The sequence below is a fragment of the Streptomyces albireticuli genome, assembly GCF_021228125.1.
In the GTDB taxonomy this organism is placed as follows: Bacteria; Actinomycetota; Actinomycetes; order Streptomycetales; family Streptomycetaceae; genus Streptomyces; species Streptomyces albireticuli.
This window is the reverse complement of record NZ_JAJQQS010000003.1, coordinates 330,434-349,143: the sequence shown is the minus strand read 5'-3', so window position 1 is coordinate 349,143 and position 18,710 is coordinate 330,434. Positions and strand designations below refer to the sequence as shown.

16 protein-coding genes are annotated in these 18,710 nt (G+C 71.7%); 2 read left to right on the top strand and 14 right to left on the bottom strand.

Annotated features, from left to right (window positions below):
* Positions 1–2 precede the first annotated feature (2 nt).
* Positions 3–869: a Sco1979 family transcriptional regulator gene (locus tag LUZ64_RS06295; RefSeq protein WP_095583544.1), complete on the bottom strand. Its 867-nt coding sequence runs from the start codon at positions 867–869 to the stop codon at positions 3–5.
* Positions 870–988: 119 nt separating this feature from the next.
* Between LUZ64_RS06295 and LUZ64_RS06290 the strand changes: the two genes are divergently transcribed.
* Complete coding sequence (locus tag LUZ64_RS06290) at positions 989–1,474, top strand: ATP-binding protein (protein WP_087925310.1); 486 nt, start codon at positions 989–991, stop codon at positions 1,472–1,474.
* Between the two features lie 62 nt (positions 1,475–1,536).
* On the opposite strand, the gene LUZ64_RS06285 is transcribed toward LUZ64_RS06290, so the two are convergent.
* A complete protein-coding gene (locus LUZ64_RS06285) occupies positions 1,537–2,328 on the bottom strand; it encodes an SGNH/GDSL hydrolase family protein (RefSeq protein ID WP_095583545.1) in 792 nt (263 codons plus the stop codon).
* Between the two features lie 212 nt (positions 2,329–2,540).
* Between LUZ64_RS06285 and LUZ64_RS06280 the strand changes: the two genes are divergently transcribed.
* Positions 2,541–3,344: a tyrosine-protein phosphatase gene (locus LUZ64_RS06280; protein ID WP_095583546.1), complete on the top strand. Its 804-nt coding sequence runs from the start codon at positions 2,541–2,543 to the stop codon at positions 3,342–3,344.
* A gap of 155 nt (positions 3,345–3,499) precedes the next feature.
* Here the strand turns inward: LUZ64_RS06280 and LUZ64_RS06275 are convergent, their stop codons facing one another.
* The 12 genes from LUZ64_RS06275 to LUZ64_RS06220 all read right to left on the bottom strand — a co-directional run bounded on the left by LUZ64_RS06275 (position 3,500) and on the right by LUZ64_RS06220 (position 18,684).
* Entirely contained in the window at positions 3,500–4,912 is a 1,413-nt protein-coding gene (locus LUZ64_RS06275; protein ID WP_095585055.1) for an aspartate aminotransferase family protein, read from the bottom strand.
* Positions 4,909–6,858 carry a 1-deoxy-D-xylulose-5-phosphate synthase gene (gene dxs, locus LUZ64_RS06270; RefSeq protein WP_095585054.1) on the bottom strand — a complete coding sequence of 650 codons (1,950 nt, stop codon included), beginning with the start codon at positions 6,856–6,858 and terminating at the stop codon, positions 4,909–4,911. Before dxs ends, LUZ64_RS06275 begins: the two co-directional genes overlap by 4 nt.
* Before the next feature lie 142 nt (positions 6,859–7,000).
* Entirely contained in the window at positions 7,001–8,158 is a 1,158-nt protein-coding gene (gene ispG, locus LUZ64_RS06265; protein WP_232389774.1) for a flavodoxin-dependent (E)-4-hydroxy-3-methylbut-2-enyl-diphosphate synthase, read from the bottom strand.
* 14 nt (positions 8,159–8,172) lie between these two features.
* A complete protein-coding gene (hpnH, locus tag LUZ64_RS06260) occupies positions 8,173–9,195 on the bottom strand; it encodes an adenosyl-hopene transferase HpnH (RefSeq protein WP_095585053.1) in 1,023 nt (340 codons plus the stop codon).
* 5 nt (positions 9,196–9,200) lie between these two features.
* Positions 9,201–9,851: a phosphorylase family protein gene (locus LUZ64_RS06255; protein WP_095585052.1), complete on the bottom strand. Its 651-nt coding sequence runs from the start codon at positions 9,849–9,851 to the stop codon at positions 9,201–9,203.
* Positions 9,851–11,854, bottom strand: a complete 2,004-nt coding sequence (gene shc, locus LUZ64_RS06250) for a squalene--hopene cyclase (RefSeq protein WP_095585051.1) — start codon at positions 11,852–11,854, stop codon at positions 9,851–9,853. Before shc ends, LUZ64_RS06255 begins: the two co-directional genes overlap by 1 nt.
* A gap of 116 nt (positions 11,855–11,970) precedes the next feature.
* Positions 11,971–13,035, bottom strand: a complete 1,065-nt coding sequence (locus LUZ64_RS06245) for a polyprenyl synthetase family protein (RefSeq protein WP_211305193.1) — start codon at positions 13,033–13,035, stop codon at positions 11,971–11,973.
* A 71-nt stretch (positions 13,036–13,106) separates the two neighbouring features.
* Entirely contained in the window at positions 13,107–14,606 is a 1,500-nt protein-coding gene (gene hpnE / locus LUZ64_RS06240; RefSeq protein WP_095585049.1) for a hydroxysqualene dehydroxylase HpnE, read from the bottom strand.
* Positions 14,607–14,658: 52 nt separating this feature from the next.
* A complete protein-coding gene (gene hpnD, locus LUZ64_RS06235; RefSeq protein ID WP_095585048.1) occupies positions 14,659–15,609 on the bottom strand; it encodes a presqualene diphosphate synthase HpnD in 951 nt (316 codons plus the stop codon).
* Positions 15,606–16,472: a squalene synthase HpnC gene (hpnC, locus tag LUZ64_RS06230; protein ID WP_095585057.1), complete on the bottom strand. Its 867-nt coding sequence runs from the start codon at positions 16,470–16,472 to the stop codon at positions 15,606–15,608. The genes hpnD and hpnC overlap by 4 nt, the downstream gene beginning before the upstream one ends.
* Before the next feature lie 462 nt (positions 16,473–16,934).
* The gene (locus LUZ64_RS06225; protein WP_232389775.1) at positions 16,935–17,756 is read right to left on the bottom strand and encodes an ABC transporter ATP-binding protein; all 822 of its coding nucleotides are present in this window, start codon (positions 17,754–17,756) and stop codon (positions 16,935–16,937) included.
* The gene (locus tag LUZ64_RS06220; protein WP_095578396.1) at positions 17,749–18,684 is read right to left on the bottom strand and encodes an ABC transporter permease; all 936 of its coding nucleotides are present in this window, start codon (positions 18,682–18,684) and stop codon (positions 17,749–17,751) included. Before LUZ64_RS06220 ends, LUZ64_RS06225 begins: the two co-directional genes overlap by 8 nt.
* Positions 18,685–18,710 lie beyond the last annotated feature (26 nt).

The following is an 18,710-nucleotide window of genomic DNA, read 5'->3' as shown; positions in this document are numbered from 1 at the left end:
GATCAGATCTCCTTACGAATGCCACCCAGGAAGGCCTCGGTGGTGTGTGCCGGCGCGGCCTGCGCGCACATCCGGTCCAGCGCCTCCAGGAAGGCCGAGACATCGTCACGCTGGTCGAAGTACGAGGCCCCGACGAGGTTTTCGGCGTACGCGATGTCCGGCAGCTCCGGGAGCGGGAACCGGAAGATATGGAACGGTCCGTACATCGCCGGGTGCGGCCCGGCGGCGAACGGCATGATCTGGAGCCGAACGTTCGGCATGGCGGTGGCGGCCGCGAGGTGTGCGATCTGCTCCCGCATGACACCGGGCCCGCCGATGGGCCGGCGCAGCACGGTCTCGTCGATCACCACCCACAGCAGCGGTGCCCCGTCCCGGGTGAGCAGCGACTGCCGCTCCCGGCGGACGGTGACCGCGCGGTCGATGTCGGCGTCGGGGGCGTGCGGCATCCCGGCGCGGAGTACGGCCCGGGCGTAGGCCTCGGTCTGGAGCAGCCCGGGGACGTAGTGGGGCTCGTACGCGCGGATCAGGTTGGCCTCGCCCTCCAGGGAGACGAAGGCGCTGAACCACTCGGGCAGGACGTCCCGGAAGCGGTGCCACCAGCCCGGGCGGTTGGCCTCCCGGGCGAGGGTGAGGAAGCCGTCGAGCTCCTCGGGGTCGGCGACTCCGTAGACGCGCAGGAGCTTCTCCACGTAGGGGAGCTTCAGGCCGACCTCGGCCTTCTCCATCCTGCGGACCGTGGCGTGGGTGACGTCGAGGGCGCGGCCCGCCTGCTCGAAGGAGAGCCCGGCCCGCTCCCTGAGGTCCTGGAGCCGTTTGCCCAGCACGACCCTCAGGACGGTCGGGGCGCCTGTCGGCCGCGCGTCCGCCACTGTTCATCCCCTCCAACTTTTGTCATATGCCCCCCGTGCAGCGCAGTCTGCCACGCACCCCCCGGAGCGGACAGACTGAACTGACGATTCTGCAATTTACAGATTGAACCTTGCCACACATGACTCACATCGCACATAGTTGCGGAGTGGTCCCCTCCCATGACGCACCTTCGCTCGGACGCTACGGCAGTTCCATAGCCGCGCGTCTCCAGGACGCCTTCCACTTCCCGGCTCTCAACACCTCGGTGGCGGAGGCGCGCAGACGAGTTCTCGCGCGACTGCGGGAGTGGGGTATCGACGAAGTGGCGTGCGACGACGCCCAATTGGTGGTGTCGGAACTCTTCACCAACGCCGTGCGGCACACGGACAGCGACAAGGTCAGCTGTCAACTGCGCCTGAGCGGCGCGCATCTGCGGATAGAGGTGGCCGATCAGGGGCACACCTCGACGGAGCCCCGGGCGCGGTGCAGCGGGGCGGACGAGGAGAGCGGGCGCGGGCTGCTGCTGGTGGGCGCGCTGTCGAAGGCTTGGGGGGTCCGGCCCGACGACGACGGCCGCGGCCGTGTCGTCTGGGCCGATCTGCCGCACGGGCGGCTCCCCCTCTGACGATGACACCCGGGCCGGGCCCGGTGTCCTTCCCCCTTTTTTCTTGATGCTCCGGGCCCGCCCTACAGCGGCAGCAGGTCCGGACGCTTGGCTTCCACATGGTCCCCCGAGGACTCGCCGCGTAGCCGGCGGCCGATCCACGGCACCAGGTGCTCGCGCGCCCAGTGGATGTTGTCCCGGCGCACCTCGGCGGGCGACCGCAGCCCCTCGTCCGGCCACGCCTGGTCCGGGTCGGCCGGCACCTGGAGCCCGAGCACCTGGGCGGCGCGCAGCGCGACGCGGGTGTGCCCGTCGGGCGAGAGGTGCAGCCGGTCGTCGCTCCAGGCCCGCCGGTCCTGCACCGAGCGCAGCGACCACAGGTCGAGCACCGGGCAGTCGTGCCGGTCGGCGATGGCGCGGACATGGGCCGTATACGTCGCGATCTTGCCGCGCAGATGGCGCAGGACCGGGACGCCCCGGGTGTCGAAGCCGGTGCACAGCAGCACCGTGCCGACGGAGGAGGCCAGGTCGACGACGGCCGCCTCGTAGCGCTCGGCCACGTCGTCGGGGTCGCTGCCGGGGCGCAGGATGTCGTTGCCGCCGGCGCAGAAGGTCACGAGGTCCGGGCCGAGTTCCTTGGCCCGGGGCACCTGCTCCTCGACGATCTGGTCGAGGAGCCGGCCGCGGACGGCGAGGTTGGCGTACCGGAAGGTGTGCTCGTCCTGCTGGTCGGAGAGGAGTACGGCCAGTCGGTCGGCCCAGCCGATGAAGGTGTCGTCCGGCCCTGGGTCGCCGACGCCTTCGGTGAAGCTGTCCCCGACGGCTGCGTACGACCCGATCGCGCTCTTGCTGAATGAATTCGAATCGTCTGCCACGTCAGCACATCTTTCCTCTTGAGGAGTGACTTACGCCACCGTAACCAGGGGTTGACGTGCAGTGATGTATCCCACCCCAACAAAGTCACCCCAAGCGGAATACGTCAACACCGGTGTCGCGCGGGCTGGATTCCGCGTACAACCAGTGACGTAGAGTCGTTCAGCCGCCTGGTCGACGAGCAGCGTCGACAGCCGAGACCCGGGGAGCGCCCGTGACGCAGACGCCACATGTCCCGTCCACCGAACCCGAGCTCACGGGGGTACGCAACTTCCGTGATCTGGGCGGCCTGCCGGCCGCCGACGGACGGCGCGTACGGCCCGGCGTCCTCTTCCGCAGCGGCCACCTCGCCCACGCGACCGAGTCGGACGCCCGCTTCCTCGGCTCGCTGGGGCTGCACACGGTCTTCGACTTCCGCAACGCCGCCGACATCGAGCTGGACGGCCGGGACATCGAGCTCACCGGGGTGCGCAATGTGAACATCCCGCTCAACGACCCTGCGGACGGCGCCGAGTTCTGGCGGATGGTCCGCGCCCGCGACCTCACCCAGCTGCGGAGCGTGCTCTCCGGCACCCGGGGCGCGGACCGGATGACCGAGACGTACCGCGAGATCATCACCACCCGCACCGCCGAACACGCCCGGGTGCTGCGCGCCCTCGCCGAGGACGCCGTGCCCGCGCTGATGCACTGCGCGGCCGGCAAGGACCGGGCGGGGCTGTCGATCGCCGTCACCCTGCTGGCGCTCGGAGCTTCGCGGGAGACCGTCGAGGCCGACTACCTGAAGTCGAACGCCCCGCACCGCCGCTACCGGATGCGGCGCGCCGAGGGCGCCGGGGAGGAGGAGCTGGAGGTCGCGGAGCTGCTCGCGCCGATGTTCGAAGCCCGCGCCGAGTACCTCGCGGAGGCGTTCACCACGATCGAGGAGATCTGGGGGACGACCGAGCGGTACCTCACCCGGGGGCTCGGCTTCGGCGGCGCGGACCGGGAGCGGCTGCGCGCCCGGCTGCTGACGGACTGAGCCCGCCGGTCTCCGGTGGCCGGACGGGCCCGTGACACGCCCGTCCGGCCGGCCCGGCCGCTCGGCGGCGGCCACCGCCCGCCCGGCCACCGCCCGCCCGGCCACCGCCCGCCCGGCCGGCGTGCGGCCGGGCGGCGTGCGGCCGGGCGGGGCCGTCAGCCCTTGCCCGCTTGCAGGGATTGCTTCACCAGCGTCCGGCCGAAGTCCCACATCAGCCCGCCGCCGCCGTGCGCGTCGTCCATCACGGCCGTGAAGGCCGCGACGAAGCGGTCCACCTCGGGCTCGCCGATGGTGAGCGGCGGGATCAGCTTGATCACCTCCAGGTGGTCGCCGGAGACCTGGGTGAGGATCCGGTGCTTCTGGAGCAGCGGCACCACGACCATCTGCGCGAAGAGGCCCTTGCGGGCGGCCTGGAGCATCGTCCACCGGCCGCGCAGCCCCAGCGAGCGGGGCCTGCCGAACTCGATGCCGATCATCAGTCCGCGGCCCCGGACGTCGTGCAGCAGCTCGTACTTCCCGACCAGCGCGGCCAGCCGGCTCCGCAGCAGCTCACCCGTGTGCCGGGCGTTGGCGACGAGCTCCTCGTCCTCCATGACCGAGAGCACGGCGAGCCCGGCCGCCATGGCCTGGGCGTTGGAGCCGAAGCTCGCCGAGTGGACCAGCACCCGGTCCATGGAGGAGTAGACCTTCTTGAAGATCCAGTCCTTGCCGAGGGTCGCGCCGACCGGTACGTAGCCGCCCGAGAGCGCCTTGGCCACGCACACCAAATCCGGCTCGACGCCCTCCTCGTGCTGGTAGGCGTAGAAGTCGCCGGTGCGGCCGATGCCGGTCTGCACCTCGTCGGCGATCAGCAGCGCCTTGTGGCGGCGCAGCAGGTCCTGGGCCGCGCGCAGGAAGCCCGGCGGCGGTTCGTGGACACCCTTGCCCTGGATGGGCTCGACGACGAAGGCGGCGACGTCGCCCCGGCGCAGCTCCCTCTCCAGGGCGTCGAGGTCGCCGAGCGGGATCGCCGTGTCCGGCAGCAGCGGGGCGAAGCCGTCGCGGAAGCCGGTCTCGCCGTTGACGGACAGGGAGCCGGTGGTCAGGCCATGGAAGGCGTGGTCGCAGTAGAGGACCCTGGGCCGGCCGGTGGCGTAGCGGGCGAACTTCAGGGCGGTCTCGACGGCCTCGGTGCCGCTGTTGCCGAAGAAGACCCGGTCCAGGTGCGGGGTGTACGACAGCAGCTTCTCGGCGAGGAGGCCGGGCAGCGGCTGGCAGTCGAAGCGGGTGAGGTCGGCGAGCGAGGCGTCCAGGACGTCGTGCAGCGCCTTGCGGACGACGGGGTGGTGGCGACCGACGCCCATCACCCCGAAGCCGGCGAGCATGTCGAGGTAGTCCCGTCCCTCCGCGTCCCAGAAGTACGCGCCCTCGGCCCGTTCGTAGACCTTGTCGAAGCCGATGGTGCGCAGCATGCGGGGCAGCTGGTGGTTGAGGTGACGGGTGTGCAGGTCGTACCGCTCACCGCCGCGCTCCGCGAGGAGCCGGGCGAGGTCGAACCCCTTCGTTCCGTCGGTGCCGTCGGATGTCATGCGTCGTTCTCCTTACGGGCCTTGCTGGTCCTGCCGGCCGCGGCCGGCGCCGCCTCGGTCACCTCCTTACGGGCCAGGGCGGCACTGATCCGGCCGGCGATCTCGGCCGGGGTGAGCCCCAGGTCCGCGAGCACCTCGCCGCGCTTGGCGTGCGGGAGGAACTGCTCGGGGATGCCGAAGGTGCGCACGGGCACATCGACCTCGGCGTCGCGCAGGGCCTGCGCCACGGCGGATCCGACGCCGCCCGTGCGGCTGTTGTCCTCGACGACGGCGACGACGCGGTGCCGCGCGGCGAACGCGGGCAGGGCCTCGTCGACGGGCTTGACCCAGCGGGGGTCGAGGACGGTGCAGGAGGTGCCGCGGGCGGTGAGCAGCTCGGCGGCGGCCAGGCAGACGGGGGCCATGGTGCCGACGGCGACGAGCAGCACGTCGGCGGGGTCCTCCTCGGGGCCGGGGCCGCCGATGACGTCCATGCCGCCGATCTTCGCCGTGGCCGGGAGGGGCTCGCCGACGGTCTCCTTGGGGAAGCGGATGACGGTCGGGGCGTCGTCGACGTCCAGGGCCTCGCGGAGCTGGGCCCGGAGCTGGTCGGCGTCGCGCGGGGCGGCGATCCGCAGGCCGGGGACGACCTGGAGGATCGACATGTCCCACATGCCGTTGTGCGAAGGGCCGTCGGTGCCGGTGACGCCGGCCCGGTCGAGGACGAAGGTCACCCCGCACTTGTGCAGGGCGACGTCCATCAGGACCTGGTCGAAGGCACGGTTGAGGAACGTCGCGTACACCGCGAAGACCGGGTGCAGACCGCCCGTCGCCAGGCCGGCGGCCGAGGTGGCGGCGTGCTGCTCGGCGATGCCGACGTCCCAGACCCGGTCGGGGTAGGCGGCGGCGAACTTGGTCAGGCCCACGGGGTGGAGCATGGCCGCGGTGATGGCCACCACGTCCGGCCGCTCGGACCCGATCCGCAGCATCTCGTCGCCGAACACCGAGGTCCAGGAGCGGCCGGCGGCGGGCGCCAGCGGCTCGCAGGTGAGGGGGTTCATAACGCCCACGGTGTGGAAGCGGTCGGCCTCGTCCTCCAGGGCCGGCTGGTAGCCGCGGCCCTTCTCGGTGCGGCAGTGGACGAGGACGGGGCCGTGGAAGCGCTTGGCCTTGCGCAGCGCCGACTCGACGGCCTCGATGTCGTGCCCGTCGATCGGGCCGAGGTACTTGAGGCCGAGGTCCTCGAACATGCCCTGGGGCGCGAAGGCGTCCTTGAAGCCCTTCTTCGCGCCGTGCAGCGATTCGTAGAGCGGCCTGCCGAGCACGGGCACGCTCTGGACGGCGTCCTTGCCCCAGGAGAGGAAGCGTTCGTAGCCGTCGGTGGTGCGCAGGGTGGCGAGGTGGTCGGCGAGGCCGCCGATGGTGGGGGCGTAGGAGCGTTCGTTGTCGTTGACGACGACGATCAGGGGCCGGTCCTTGGCCGCGGCTATGTTGTTCAGCGCCTCCCAGGCCATTCCGCCGGTGAGGGCGCCGTCGCCGATGACGGCGACGACGTGGCGGTTCCAGCGGCCGAGGACCTGGTTGGCCTTGGCGAGGCCGTCGGCCCAGCCGAGGACCGTGGAGGCGTGGCTGTTCTCGATGACGTCGTGCTCGGATTCCTCGCGCGAGGGGTAGCCGGACAGGCCGCCCTTGCCGCGAAGCTTGGAGAAGTCCTGGCGGCCGGTGAGCAGCTTGTGCACGTAGGACTGGTGGCCGGTGTCCCACAGGACGCGGTCGGCGGGTGAGTCGAAGGCGCGGTGCAGCGCGATGGTCAGCTCCACCACGCCGAGGTTGGGTCCGAGGTGGCCGCCGGTCCTGGCCACGGCGTGCACCAGGAAGTGGCGGATCTCCTCTGCCAGTTCGGTCAGGTCCTCGGTGTCCAGCGCCTTCACGTCGCGCGGTCCGCGGATGTTCTCCAACAACGACACGTCGGGGCCCCCTCCTCGTCTCTCGGCCCCGGCCGGGCAGCCCTGACGGCCGCTCCTTCCGGGGACTGTCTGATCTGACTGGGTGTGCCTGTGTCCGACCGGTCGGTCCGGTCGGGTTCTCCGGCGGGCGTGGCCCCGTCGGTCAGCTCACGGTGACGTCGGGCGTGCCCGAGCCGGCGCCCGCGGCCTCCATGGTTTCGGCGATCTTCATCGCCTCCTCGATGAGGGTCTCGACGATCTTGGACTCGGGGACGGTCTTGATGACCTCGCCCTTGACGAAGATCTGGCCCTTGCCATTGCCGGACGCGACACCGAGGTCGGCCTCGCGGGCCTCACCCGGACCGTTCACGACACAGCCCATGACCGCCACGCGCAGCGGCACCTCCATGCCCTCCAGACCGGCCGTGACCTGGTCGGCGAGCTTGTAGACGTCGACCTGGGCGCGGCCGCAGGACGGGCAGGAGACGATCTCCAGACGGCGCCGGCGCAGCCCCAGGGACTCCAGGATCTGCATGCCGACCTTGATCTCCTCGGCCGGCGGGGCCGACAGGGAGACGCGGATCGTGTCGCCGATGCCCTCGGACAGCAGCGCGCCGAAGGCCACGGCCGACTTGATCGTACCCTGGAAGGCCGGGCCCGCCTCGGTGACACCGAGGTGCAGGGGGTAGTCGCACTGAGCGGCCAGCTGGCGGTAGGCGTTGACCATCACGACCGGGTCGTTGTGCTTGACCGAGATCTTGATGTCACGGAAACCGTGCTCCTCGAAGAGCGACGCCTCCCAGAGGGCGGACTCGACGAGCGCCTCCGGAGTGGCCTTGCCGTGCTTCTCCAGCAGACGCCGGTCGAGCGAGCCCGCGTTGACGCCGATCCGGATGGGGGTGCCCGCGTCCGAGGCGGCCTTGGCGATCTCGCGCACCTTGTCGTCGAACTGCCGGATGTTGCCCGGGTTCACCCGGACCGCGGCGCAGCCGGCGTCGATGGCGGCGAAGACGTACTTCGGCTGGAAGTGGATGTCGGCGATCACCGGGATCTGCGACTTCTTCGCGATGACCGGCAGCGCGTCGGCGTCGTCCTGCGAGGGGCAGGCCACCCGGACGATCTGGCAGCCGGAGGCGGTGAGCTCGGCGATCTGCTGGAGCGTCGCGCCGATGTCCGCCGTCACCGTCGTGGTCATGGACTGCACCGAGACCGGTGCGTCCCCGCCGACCGGGACCGACCCGACCTGGATGCGCCGCGAGGTGCGGCGCTTCGCCAGCGGCCGGGGCGGCAGGCCGGGGAGTCCGAGTGAGACAGGATCCACGGAACCCATGCCCGTCAGCCCCGGTTTCCCGCGACGGTCTCGCGCGCGGCGCGCAGCGATTCCTTCAGCGATCCCATGGTGGCGAGGACGGCCGTGGGTTCGTAGCCGCAGTGCGCCATGCAGTTGGCGCAGCGCGGGTCCTTGCCCCGCCCGTACTTCTCCCAGTCGGTCTCCTCGATCAGCTCCCGGTACGTCGGGACGTAGCCGTCGCTCATCAGGTAGCAGGGGCGCTGCCAGCCGAAGAGGGAGTAGTTCGGGATGGCCCACGCGGTGCAGGGGAAGTCGGCCTTGCCTTCCAGGAAGTCGAGGAAGAGCGGGCTGTGGTTGAGCCGCCAGCGGCGGCGGTTGCCGCCGCCGAACGCCTTCCTGAAGAGCTCCCGGGTCTGCTCGACGCCCAGGAAGTGCTCCTGGTCGGGGGCCTTCTCGTAAGCGTAGGCGGGCGAGATCATCATCTCGTCGACCTGGAGCTCGTCATTGAGGAAGTCGAGCACCTCGATGATGGTCTGCGGGGTGTCGGTGTTGAAGAAGGTGGAATTGGTGGTGACCCGGAAGCCACGCCGCTTGGCCTCCTTGATCGCCTCCACCGCCTCGTCGAAGACGCCTTCCTTCGCAACGGATTCGTCGTGCCGCTCGCGCAGCCCGTCGATGTGCACCGCGAACGCGAAATACGGAGAGGGGGTGAACTTCTCCATCTTCTTCCGCATCAACAGGGCGTTGGTGCACAGGAAGACGTACTTTCGCTTCGCCACCAGCTGCCGCACGATCTCATGGATCTGCGGGTGCATCAGGGGCTCGCCGCCGGCGATGGAGACCATCGGCGCACCGGATTCCAGCACGGCGCCGACGGCCTGTGCGACGGGCATGCGCTGCTTGAGCACGCCCGCGGGGTGCTGGATCTTCCCGCAGCCCTCGCACTTGAGGTTGCACGCGAACAGCGGCTCCAGTTCGACGATCAGCGGGAACTTCTCCCGCCTCCGCATCTTCTGTTCGAAAAGGTAGGTTCCCACCCGGATGGACTGGCGGAGCGGCATGGCCATCTGGCTCACCTCCTGGGGAGCAGTAAAGATCGGTGCCATTCGATAAATGCCGGGAGGACGGTGCGGAGGACCCGGAAGGCTGATATTCCACCCCGCAACGTCCCGATTCGTACGAGTTCATGTTCTGGAGCGTCCACGACCACCCGGACGGCCGCAACCGGGCGTGGTCCCGCCCGGACGGCGCTTCGGAGCGTGGCGGCGGACTCCATGTCGACGGCGAGCGCCCCCGCGGCGTGCAGGCCGGAGCGCTCCGCGCCGCGCACGACATGGTCCGAGCCGACCAGGGGGCCGGTGTGGATCACGCGCCGGGGCGCCACCCGGGCGAGCTCCTTGGCCAGGAGCTCGGCGCCGGCGCACTCCGTGCGGCCTCCGGCGTCGCGGGTCTCGTCGGCGACGACCAGATCGCCGGGGTGCATCCCCGGTGCCAGCCCGGCGCAGAAGCCGGTGGCGATCACCGAGGCGTACCGCATCGCGTCGTCCGCGAGGGCGCGGGTGACGGCCTGGTCCGCCGCGGCGGGGCCCATGCCCGTGCGCAGTACGGTCACGGGCCCGGCCGCACCACAGTGGCCGCCCCCGCGCAGGGCGAGGCGCTCGATGCCGAGCGCGCAGGCGACCAGCAGCGGTGCGGGGCCGGGGGCTCCCGTGCCGTGGGGCATCACGCCTCCTGGTGGTCGGCGGCGAAGGGCTCCCCGTGGACGTAGCGGCCGAGGGCCGTGAGGGGGAAGACCTGGCGGTACAGGTGGTAGTTGATGGAGAAGTCCCAGGGGAAGCCGGTGCCGGTGAAGTGCGGTTCGTCCCAGGAGCCGTCCTCCTTCTGGGTCTCCACCAGCCGGGCCACCCCGCGCTCGACGGCCTTGCCCTCCCGCTCCCCCGCGGCGAGCAGCGCCATCAGCGCCCAGGCCGTCTGGGAGGGGGTGGAGGCGCCCCGGCCGATCCACTCCGGGTCGCGGTACGAGCGCAGGTCCTCGCCCCAGCCGCCGTCGTCGTTCTGCACGCTCTCCAGCCAGCGCACGGCCCGGCGGATCGCCGGGTGCGAGACGGGGAGCCCGGCCGTGACGAGGGCGGGGACCACCGACCCGGTGCCGTAGACGTAGTTGACGCCCCAGCGGCCGAACCAGCCGCCGTTCTCCTCCTGCTCGGCGAGCAGCCAGTCGACGCCGCGCCGGGTGCGCGGGTCGTGCTGCCTGCCGAGGACGGCCAGCATCTCCACCACGTGCGCGGTGACGTCGGCGGAGGGCGGGTCGATGACCTCGCCGAAGTCGCAGAACGGCAGCCGGTTGGGGAAGGGGCTGGTGTTGTCGGCGTCGAACGCGCCCCAGGCGCCGTCCTTCGACTGCATGCCGAGGTTCCAGCGGGCGGCGCGCTCCACCGCCCCGTCCAGCCGGGCGCGGTCGGGGTGGGCGATGCGCTTGAGGGCGAGGACGACCTCGGCGGTGTCGTCGATGTCGGGGTAGTTGTCGTTGTGGAACTCGAAGGCCCAGCCGCCCGGGGGCAGTTCCGGCCTGCGCACCGTCCAGTCGCCGGGCCGGAGGATCTGCTCGTCGAGCATCCAGTCCGCGGCCTTGACGAGCGCCGGGTGGTCCGGGGCCACGCCCGCGTCGGCGAGCGCGATCGCGGCGAGGCAGGTGTCCCACACCGGGGACTGGCATGCCTCGATCATCCGCGAGCCGTCCTCGCGCCAGACGGCGAAACGGTCCAGCGACGCGAGGCCCGCGCGCAGCACGGGGTGGTCGAGGTCGTAGCCGAGAAGGTGCAGGGCGATGACGGAGTAGACGGCGGGCGGCTGGATGCCGCCCCAGCAGCCGTCGTTCTCCTGGCGCTCGACGATCCAGCGGGCGGCGGCGTTGAGCGCGGCGCGGCGCAGGGGCTTGACGGGGAACCTGCGGTACCGGTGGAGGGCCTTGTCCAGGCGCTGGAAGGCTCCGTCCCAGCTGAGGGCCGGGGCGAGCGAGCGGGGCGGGTTGGGCCGGCGCGGGTCGGTGTGCAGCTCGTCCAGCGCGAAGGGCGCGGGGCGCACGGGCCGCTTGGCCGAGACGACGGTGAGCGGCACGATGGTCTGCCGGGCCCAGCAGCCGAAGTCGTAGATGTTGAGCGGGACCCACTTCGGCACGTACATGATCTCGGGCGGCAGCTCCGGCAGGTCGTCCCACTTCCACCAGCCGAAGAGGGCGAGCCAGATGCGGGTGAAGACCCGGGAGGCGGCGATGCCGCCCTGAGCGCGGATCCAGGCCGACGCGGCGGCCATGTGCGGGGCGTCGGGGGCGTCCCCGGCGAGCCTCAGCGCGACATAGGCCTCGATGGTGGCCGAGAGTTCGGGCGGTCCGCCGAGGAAGGTGGCCCAGGTGCCGTCGGGCCGCTGCTCGGAGCGGATGAAGAGGGCGGCGCCACGGGTGGTCCGCTCGTCCTGGATCCCGAGGAACTGACGGAGGAGCAGGTCCTCGGCGTCCATGGTGACGTTGGTCTGGAGGTCGCCCTTCCACCACCCCTCGGGGTCCTGCCGGGACAGGAGGTGGTCGACCGCCCTGGCGGTGGCCCGCTCGGCGGCCGTGGGGGCCGCCGCCGGCCCGCCGCCGGGCGGGGGCGTAACGGTGGTGCTGTCCTTGGCCGCGGCTGCGCGGAGCGGAGGGGCTCCGGTGCTTCCGTCGGTCGTCGCTGTCATGGTTTCCCCTTTTTGCAGTGATCTTTCTTCTCTGCCGTGCTGGGGGCTCCGTCGGCCGACGCACCGTCAGGGCGTCGGCCGGCGACTGCGATCTACTTAGATCGGGTGAATGGGAATCATCTCTTCCGTACGACGACGAAATCGGCGAGCGCCGTGAGCTGCGCCCGCACCTGGGCCGGCATGTCGACCCCGTCGAGGGCCTCGATCGCGGTGGCGTGCTGGCGGCGGGCCTCCTGGGAGGTCCACTCCCGGCCGCCCGCCTCCTCGATCAACGCCGCGCGGCTGGCGAATTCTTCCTCGTCGAAGTCGGCGGTCTGGGATTCGCCGAGCTTGGCGTCGGCGGCGAGGATCTCGGCGAGCCGCTCGGAGGCGGGGCCGCCCGCCGCGAGGGCCGCGACGACCGGCAGCGACTTCTTGCGCTGGCGCAGGTCGCTCCAGGTCTGCTTGCCCGTGGCCTCCGGGTCGCCCCAGATGCCCAGCAGGTCGTCGACGGCCTGGAAGGCGAGGCCCAGGTGGTAGCCGTAGGCCTCCAGGGTGTCGGCCGTGCGGTCGTCGGCGCCGCCGAGGACGGCGCCGATGGAGACGGCGCAGGCGAGCAGGGCGCCCGTCTTGTTGCCCTCCATCTCCAGGCACTCCTCGACGGTGACCCGCTCGCGGTGCTCGTAGGAGATGTCCTGGGCCTGGCCGTCGATCAGCTTCCGGGTCGCGGTCGTCAGCCGCCGGGTGGCGCGGCCGGCCTCGACCGTGCCGAGCTCCAGCAGAATCTCGTTCGCGAGCGCGAACAGCGCGTCACCGACGAGGATGGCCTGCTCGGGGCCGTACACCTTCCACACCGTGTCGCGGTGCCGGCGCTGCTCGTCGCCGTCCATCAGGTCGTCGTGGAGCAGCGAGAAGTTGTGTACGAGCTCGACGGCGACGGCACCGGGGATACCGGTCTCCGGCGGCGCTCCGGCGGCCTCGGCCGAGAGCAGGGCGAGGGCGGGCCGGACGGCCTTGCCGCCGTCGCCGTGCGCGGGCCTGCCCTCGGCGTCGATCCAGCCGAAGTGGTAGGCGGCGACGGTGTCCATGGGCGGCGCGAGCCGGTCCACGGCTGCACGCAGCACCGGCGTGGCAAGCGTCCGTCCGCGCTCCAGCAGGGCGTTGACGCCTGCGGTGTCGACAGCTGGGATCGCCGATGTCACGGTCTCTCCTCTGGTGGTCGTGCTCGTACGCGCCCCGTTGCGGGATCGCGACGCTTGATGGCTCGCCTCGGTCATGCCGGCTCCCGCAAGGGGTGGTGATGCGGACGGCCGAGCTCGGAGAGTGCCGCGGCGGCGGCCTCGACACCGCTGCGCACCGCGCCCTCCATCGTCGCGGGCCAGCCGGTGGCGGTCCACGCGCCGGCCAGGAAGAGGCCGGGCGTGGCGGTGGGGGCGGCCGGCCGCAGCCCACCGACCCCCGGGGTGGGCGCGAACGTCGCTGTACGCTCCCGGGTCACGAAGAAGTCCCGCACCCCGGCGCCGCGGGCCGCGGGCAGCAGCCGCTCCAGCTCGGGGAGGTAGCGCGCGCGGAGCTCGGCGACGGGCCGGTCGATGTCGTCGTGCGCGGCGGACTGGGAGACGGCCAGGTACTGGCCGCCGGTGCCGTGCGCGGCGAGCCCGGAGGAGTCGGTGCGGTCGAAGACCCACTGCACCGGGGAGCCGAGCGCCGCGAAGAAGGGCTGTCGCAGGACTTTGCGGTCGTATACGACGTGAAGGTTGAGGATCGGCGCGGTGTCGATGCCGAGCAGCCGGTCGGGGTCCTCGAGCGCGCCCTCGGGGAGCAGGCCGTGGGTCTCGCGCTGGGGCACGGCGAGGACGACCGCGTCGGCGTCGAGCCGCTCGGTGCCGCCGGGGCCGGCCTCGGTGTCGACGTGCCAGCGGCCGTCCGCGGCCCGGGTGAGCGCGGTGGCACGGGTGCGCAGCTCGGTGCGGACGCCGGCCTTGTCGAGGGCGGCGCGGGCCCGGGTGTCGTGCAGCTCCCCGAGGGGCACATGGGCCCAGCCGATGTCGGCGGCGCCGGGCTCGGAGAGCAGGCCGGTCTTGAAGACCATGGCGGCCAGGCCCAGCGAGGCGCGGTCGGCGGTGGCGTTGAGGGTGGCGACGCCGACGAGGTCCCAGAGGGCCTCGACGGCGCGCGGGGACTGGCCGTGGCGGTGCAGCCAGCTCGCGAAGTCCTCGTCGTCGAGCGCGGGGTCGTCGAGGTCGAGGGCGCCCAGGGCGAGCGCGGCGCGTCCCACCTTGGCGCGCTCGGCGAGCGAGAGGTGCGGGTAGGTGGCCAGGCTCGCGGCCAGGTGCAGCGGGACGGGCAGGGCGGTGCGCCGCAGCCGGCCGAGGCGCGGCTTGCCGGAGGGGTGGCCGACGTCGAGCACGGGCACGTCGAGCCGGGGTTGCAGCGGGGCGAGCGCGGTGGCGTCGACGCGGTCGAGGAACCAGCGGTAGGCGGTGCAGCAGCGCAGGTAGACGTGCTGGCCGTTGTCGATGGTGAGGTCGCCGCGGCGGAAGGAGAAGGCGAGCCCGCCGAGGCGGGGGCGGCCTTCGAGCAGGGTGACGCGCAGTCCGGCGTCGGCGAGTTCGAGCGCGGCCGTGATGCCGGCCAGCCCGCCGCCGACGACCACGGCGGCGGCCCCGGTGGACGGGGCCGTGTCGTGCGCGCGCTCCCGGTCGGTACGGGTCGTCGTGCGTGGTGTGGTCACGCGCCCACCCCCTCGGCTGCTGTCAGTGACGTATGCCATCGGCGGAGGGTTGCACACCGCTTGCCGGTCCGGGAACGGGGCGTCCGGGGCATCAAGCGCGCCCCCCGGCGGTCCGCCGACCGACGCCGCGGGCGTCGAGACCGGACAGGCCGCGCACGGCGACGTATACCTTCTCGCGGCCGGGGAGCGAGACACGGCCGCGCAGCACGGCCTCGGGCTCCTCGGCGATACGGTCCAGCAGCCTGCGGTAGATGCCGGACATGGCGGCGACGCAGGCGCCGCTGCGCCGGTCGAGCATGGGGAGGAGCTTGGTGCCCTCGGCGAACAGCGCGCGGGCGCGCCGGACTTCGAAGTGGACCAGGCCCGTGAAGTCGGCGCCGGCCGGCGGCTTCGCGGAGTGGAAGCCCGCGGCGCAGCCGAACTTCGCGAGGTCGTCGGCGGGGAGGTAGGTGCGGCCGTTGGCCGCGTCCTCGCGGACGTCGCGCAGGATATTGGTGAGCTGGAGCGCGAGACCCAGGGTATCGGCGTACTCGGCGGCGCGCGCGGCGTCGCGTGCGCCTGGCACGGTGCCGAACACGCCGAGCGAGAGCCGGCCGATGGCACCCGCGACACAGCGGCAGTAGACGGCGAGGTCGTCCCAGGTCTCGTAGGACTCGCCACGCACATCCATCTGAACGCCGTCGATCAGTTCGTCGAGCCCGCCGAGCGGAATCGGGAAGCGGCGCGCGGCATGGCTGAGCGCGACCGCCACCGGGTCGGTGTGGTCGTCCTCGATGCCGCCCTCGCGGATCCGGGCGAGCAGGGCCCGGGTCTCCTCGAGCCGCCGTTGCTTGGCCGTCGCGTCCAGCGGGCCGTCGCCGATGTCGTCGACACGCCGGGAGAAGGCGTACAGCGCCGACATGGCGCGCCGCTTGGCGGTCGGCAGCAGTCTGATGCCGTAGCTGAAGTTGCCGGCCTGCTGGCCGGTGACCGCCTCGCAGTAGCTGTACGCGGCGAGTACCGGCGCGGACGCGTCTGGCGATCCGTTCACGGTCCCGCTCACCCCTCTCTTCGCAGTGTCGCTCCCACCTCGCGCAGCAGGCTGAGCTTGGTGGGCTTGGGTGGTCCGGGCAGTACGTCGTGTCCCGCGGCGGCGACCGCGCGGAGCGCGGCCCTCCCCCCGCCCACGAACCCCGCGAGCAACAGCTTCAACCTGCCGTGGACGCTACCCACCAGGGGGGTGCCTTCATTCAGCAGTTCCCCGGCGCGTTCCGCCTCGTAGGCGACCAGGGCGCGCAACGACGCGCCGCTGGTGGGACGGGCCAGATCGGCCTCGCCCACGCGGAAGCGCTCCATGTCCTCGGCCGGGAGGTAGACGCGGTCGCGTCCGAGGTCCTCGGCGACGTCCTGCAGGTGTTCGACGATCTGCAGGCCGGTACAGACCGCGTCCGAGCGGCGGATCCGCTCGGGGCTGGCGGTGCCGGTGATGGCCAGGACGAGGCGGCCGACGGGGTTGGCGGACAGCTCGCAGTAGGCGAGCAGGTCCGCGTAGGTGGCGTAGCGGGTGACGTGCTGGTCCTGGCGGTTGGCCTCGATCAGGCCGAGGAACGGCTCGGGGGTCAGGCCGCACCGGCGGACGGTCGGGCGCAGACGGAGCAGCAGGGGGTGGCGCGGGCCCGTACCGGTGGTGTCGAAGGCGCGCAGGAGGTCGGCCTCGAAGGCGTCGAGCATGGCCGGGCGGTCGTCCGCCTGTGCCCGGTCGAGGCCCAGCAGCTCGGCGTCGCGGCCGCCGGGGGCCAGGTCGCCGTCGCCGATGTCGTCGACGAGGCGGGCGTAGCCGTAGACCGCCATGAGGTCGTCCCGCCAGGCTCGCGGCAGGAAGAACGGTGCCACGGGGAAGTTCTCGTGCGCGGCCTTGCCGAGCACGGCGCGCTCGTGCGCGTCCGTTCCCGCCGTCACAGGGGGCCGCCCGGACGCGTCGTCGGGCCGAGGACGGCGGGAGCGCCGCGGAGCTGGAGAGTTCCCGTAGCCATTGCCGTCACATCTCCCGTTCTACACTGCCGACCCAGAACATCCTATTTCGGACACGCCGCAGGGCAGACGTCCCCCTGTGCCCCCTGGGCACCGCCCGGATCTCCCTCCGGATCACCCTTCCGCCGGGGGAGATACACCGGTATCGCCCCGCTTCTCCATAAATCAGCACTGTACAGCGTACGCCGTACAGATGTGCGGCACGCGCCCGGGTAGGTGCTTGATCCATACAATGCCACGCGAGGGGCGAATCAACCCTGACAATAAGCGAGTTGATCGTTACGGATAGGTCAAGCCCCCGCCCGTCGGGGGACGGCGGGGGCCGGTGCGCCTGGCTGGAAAACGCGGGCCGCGGGGCTAGCGGGCCGTCTCCTTCTCATAGGCCCGGACCACTTCCTCGGTCGGTCCGTCCATGAGCAGCTGCCCGTGTTCGAGCCAGAGCACCCGGTCGCAGGTGTCCCGGATCGACCGGTTGTTGTGGCTGACGAGGAAGACCGTGCCGGCCTCCTTGCGGAGCTCGCGGATGCGGGCCTCGGAGCGCTTCTGGAAGGACCGGTCACCGGTCGCCAGCGCCTCGTCGATCATCAGGACGTCGTGGTCCTTGGCCGCGGCGATGGAGAACCGCAGCCGGGCCGCCATGCCGGAGGAATACGTCCGCATCGGCAGCGTGATGAAGTCGCCCTTCTCGTTGATGCCGGAGAAGTCGACGATCCCCTGGTAACGCTCGCGGATCTGCTCCCGGGACATGCCCATCGCCAGCCCGCCGAGCATCACGTTCTTCTCGCCCGTGAGGTCGTTCATCATGGCCGCGTTGACGCCCAGCAGCGAGGGCTGGCCGTCGGTGTAGACCTTGCCGCGCTCGGCAGGCAGCAGCCCGGCGATGGCCTTGAGCAGCGTGGACTTGCCGGATCCGTTGGATCCGATCAGGCCGATCGCCTCACCGCGGTAGGCGGTGAAGCTGACGCCCTTGACCGCGTGCACCTCCCGGACGCCGGCCCCCGGCGTCCGGCGGACCAGCCGGTTGAGCGCGGCGGTCGCGCTGCCGCGGCCGGTGCTGCCGCCGTAGACGCGGTAGACGATGTGGACGTCGTCCGCGATCACGGTGGGGATGCGGGGGCCCGAGGGGACCGGGGAGGGTGCGGGGGCCTCCGGGGCCCCGGTGGGGTTCTGTTCAGCCACGGCCGTACTGCTCCTCAGCCTTCCAGAAGTACACGAAGCCTCCGACGCCGAAGACCAGCGCCCAGCCGAGGGCCAGGGACCAGACGTGCGGCGGCAGGTGGATCCTGCTGTGGTTCTCGATCAGCGACCAGCGCATCAGGTCGATGTAGACGGCGGCCGGGTTGGCGCTCAGCACGTCCACGACCCACCCCGGCGCCTTCGCCTTCTCCAGCGCGTCCACCAGGCTGTACATCACGCCGGACGCGTACATCCAGGTGCGGGTGACGAACGGCAGCAGCTGGGCGAGGTCCGGGGTCTTGCTGCCCGCGCGGGCCAGGACCATCGCGAGACCGGTGTTGAAGCAGAACTGGAACACCAGCACCGGGACGATCAGCAGCCACGACAGCGACGGCATGTGGCCGAAGCCGAGCAGGAAGAGGAAGAGCACCACCATCGAGTACAGCAGCTGCTGGAGCTGCTGCAGCGCGAAGGAGATCGGCAGCGCCGCCCGCGGGAAGTGCAGGGCCCGCACCAGCCCCAGGTTGCCCGAGATGGCGCGCACGCCCGCCATCGCCGAGCTCTGGGTGAAGGTGAAGACGAAGATGCCCGTCACCAGGAAGGGGATGTACGTCTTGATCCCCATCCCCTTGCTCTGCTGCATCAGCAGGCCGAAGATGAGGAAGTACACCGTCGCGTTCAGCAGCGGCGTGGCCACCTGCCAGACCTGGCCCAGCTTGGCCTTGCTGTACTGCGCGGTCAGCTTCGCCCGGGAGAACGCGAGGATGAAGTGGCGCCGCGCCCACAGCTGCCGGGCGTACTCCCCCAGCGGGGGCCGGGCGCCGCTCACCGCGAGGCCGTACTTCTTGGCCAGCTCGGCGGCGGAGAGTCCGTCGTCGGGAGATGGCGGGGCACTCATGGCGACCGCACTGTCGTGCGTTGTCTCGCTCACAGTTGACACTTTCGTCCTCAAGGTGC

What these genes read in the sequence shown, in the direction of transcription:
- LUZ64_RS06290 (WP_087925310.1), top strand. Translation starts at nt 989, where the DNA reads ATGACTCACATCGCACATAGTTGCGGAGTGGTCCCCTCCCATGACGCA.
- LUZ64_RS06275 (WP_095585055.1), bottom strand. Translation starts at nt 4,912, where the DNA reads ATGACATCCGACGGCACCGACGGAACGAAGGGGTTCGACCTCGCCCGG.
- hpnH (WP_095585053.1), bottom strand. Translation starts at nt 9,195, where the DNA reads ATGGCCATGCCGCTCCGCCAGTCCATCCGGGTGGGAACCTACCTTTTC.
- LUZ64_RS06255 (WP_095585052.1), bottom strand. Translation starts at nt 9,851, where the DNA reads ATGCCCCACGGCACGGGAGCCCCCGGCCCCGCACCGCTGCTGGTCGCC.
- shc (WP_095585051.1), bottom strand. Translation starts at nt 11,854, where the DNA reads ATGACAGCGACGACCGACGGAAGCACCGGAGCCCCTCCGCTCCGCGCA.
- hpnE (WP_095585049.1), bottom strand. Translation starts at nt 14,606, where the DNA reads ATGGCATACGTCACTGACAGCAGCCGAGGGGGTGGGCGCGTGACCACA.